General features: G+C 28.8%; 2 protein-coding genes and 1 pseudogene. 1 reads left to right on the top strand and 2 read right to left on the bottom strand.

The genetic code is table 11. From position 1 onward, the window contains the following. Nucleotides 1–116, top strand: a pseudogene (locus ACEO2X_RS13670) (IS30 family transposase); the annotation flags it as partial. An 851-nt stretch (nt 117–967) separates the two neighbouring features. On the opposite strand, the gene ACEO2X_RS13665 reads toward ACEO2X_RS13670, so the two are convergent. Together ACEO2X_RS13665 and ACEO2X_RS13660 are read right to left on the bottom strand one after the other, a co-directional pair. After that, nucleotides 968–1480 carry a hypothetical protein gene (locus tag ACEO2X_RS13665; RefSeq protein ID WP_010111314.1) on the bottom strand — a complete coding sequence of 171 codons (513 nt, stop codon included), beginning with the start codon at nt 1478–1480 and terminating at the stop codon, nt 968–970. Nucleotides 1481–1695: 215 nt separating this feature from the next. Next, complete coding sequence (locus tag ACEO2X_RS13660; RefSeq protein ID WP_010111312.1) at nt 1696–1902, bottom strand: helix-turn-helix domain-containing protein; 207 nt, start codon at nt 1900–1902, stop codon at nt 1696–1698. Nucleotides 1903–2594: the final 692 nt, after the last annotated feature.

Raw genomic sequence — 2594 nt, 5'->3', positions numbered from 1 at the left:
ACGAACAAATAGAGCAGATAGAATTTGCACTCAACCATCGTCCTAGAAAAACACTAGGTTGGTATACACCGAGTGAAGTTATGGCTGGTTTTTATACTGTTGCACTTGCCGCTTGAATCCGCCTCTTCATTTTCATCATCATCATCCTTTGCACGAGCATCCGAATAATCCGAGAAGCCTTCTGTGATCAAAGGTGGGGCAATGAAACTTAAAATAGAAACCTCTGTTTCCTCAAGTGAGGGTTGAGCTTTTTTTCTATTCACCTGTACTTTTTCATCATAGTAGAGATTTTCAACAGCCACCCTATATTCATCTAAATAGCGATTTAATGATTTTTCAATCTGATTATTTTTCTGTGCATTGAAAACTAGACAAGTAGCAATTGTTCGGTCTTTGTGATGTTTAGCATAATTACTAAATTCTTTTTTCGAAAGCTTTAATGGATCAACATCTATAATTGCTCTAAAATAGAAAACAAGATTGGTTAATACATCATCTACACATTTATCAAAGTTTTTACCCACCACTCTAAGTAATAAGTACAATGTATAGTTTATTCGTTGGACTTTTAATTCTGAATCATCAAGCTTCAAAAGCAATCCAGACAAAAACATTACATAATTTAAAATTTCAAAAGTTTTATTATTTATCTCAATTCGAGTACCATTATTTAATTTTTTAGAATTATTGCATAGCATCGAGACACTCAAAAACCCCAATATATGCTTATATTTAGTTCTTTGCTGATATCTGCAAATATTTAAATACAACATCTCACAGCGATCTATTAGAATTTCAAAACTATCTTTATCTATAAAACTCAAATGAAAATCTTGAACATACTCAAAATTTAAAACCGCTATTCTTTCACTATATCCAGAAATTTTTTTCTCAAAATCATTACAATAATTTTCAAGATCTTCCTGATTTAAAATTTCACTCATTTTAATTAACTCCAAAATAACTCTTAATATTCATTGAAATTCTTAGGCAATTTAAAAAATTTCACAAAATCACTTTTATATAATTTCTCATGATTAGAATATCCACGTTTTTTAAACACCTCCTTATTAATATAAAACCTTATTTCCATCTTATCTTTTTGGTTTAAATATTCAAAAATCCTGTTAAACAAATAATTTCTTGATTCCTTCTTAATTGAAGCACTTTTTAAATAATGAAAAAGCTCGAACCAAAAAACATAACTTGTTTGAGCCTCAACCCAAACCTTCTGATCTTGCTTGATCGAATCCGGTAAATAAGCACATGCTGTTTTAAAACATTCAAGATCGTCACTGATTCGTTTTGCAATTGAAGTAAGTATTTGGCCTTGGACCTTCTTTTGCAGGGTTACACTAGAGCCAGTTTGATTAAGTACAGTCTTAAGTATGTCCAATTGAGTTTTTTCAACCACAATCTTCGAGTGACTCGTACTACGATGTTTGACTTTTTGCTTTGATTTTGAATATTTTTTGGACATTATTAACTCCAAATCCTACCCTATAAAAATTTCATTAAGACTTTTTTTGAGCATGACAAGCCTAGAGCCTAAATCTAAATCCAATTTAAGCTGATGATATTTCTTAAAAAATAGGTATATAAATTTTATGGATGAGATAGTATTTCTTGTTATTGTGTGCTTTTTACCTCTAAATAGAGTGAACGCCAATAGCATGAAAAACTATCTCAATTTTTCTAGACTTCTTCTTTGACACAAGCAAATTTATAGACTTCTGCTTTACTCCATCGAAGACTGCGACCATGCCTAATAGGACTTATTGGTCCGTTTTCATACAATGCCCATTTACGTAATGTTTGTTCTGCATACCCTAATAAACGAGCAGCCTCACTAGTAGATAGCAATAATCTATCTTGAGTAATTTGTTTAACTTTATGTTTCATGTTGATTAAGATATCTGGTTTAATACATTTACATAAAACTAAATTTTTTAATTAATTTATATATATATATCTGATTTTTTTATGATCCTATACTACTAAATAAAATTTTAAAAATTAACAAAACAATTATAATATTGATTTATATAAGATATTTTTAAAAAAAGTATGAAACAACAAAAGTCAAACGAGTACCTTCTTAAGGACAGTCAATCACATCTATCTTCAACACCACTCAATTCCGAAGAATTACCATACATAACCACCTTATAAATCTCAATTCATTATCCACTTTCTTATTAAATTTAAAATATCAATCAATAAAATATATAAATTTATAATTTTTAAAAACTAATAAAAAATATTCACAATCTTATTGAGTAAATGAAATTTTATAAAAAAACTATTATATTAAACACATAATTTTAATTATCATTTAGTAATCAGAATTTTTTTGCCATGGTGCTCAAACCAGATTATTTAAAAGTACAATTTCCTAATGAATAAGCTTATACCTAAAATTTATCATACAATTAATTAACCCCATTATGACAACATCTCAATAGGTTAACCCGAATTACGGATAAGAAAAGCCCTTGAAAAAAAGGTAGTTAGAGCCATTTAGAAAGTTACGACACAACCCAAGGGCTCTAACTACCATGTACGATTTTACAGAAATTTTTTGTATTGTTGAT

Source organism: Acinetobacter sp. AL9 (genome assembly GCF_041464035.1).
GTDB classification, from domain to species: domain Bacteria; phylum Pseudomonadota; class Gammaproteobacteria; order Pseudomonadales; family Moraxellaceae; genus Acinetobacter; species Acinetobacter towneri.
The sequence above is the reverse complement of the archived record's forward strand: the minus strand, read 5'-3'. Positions and strand labels throughout refer to the sequence as shown.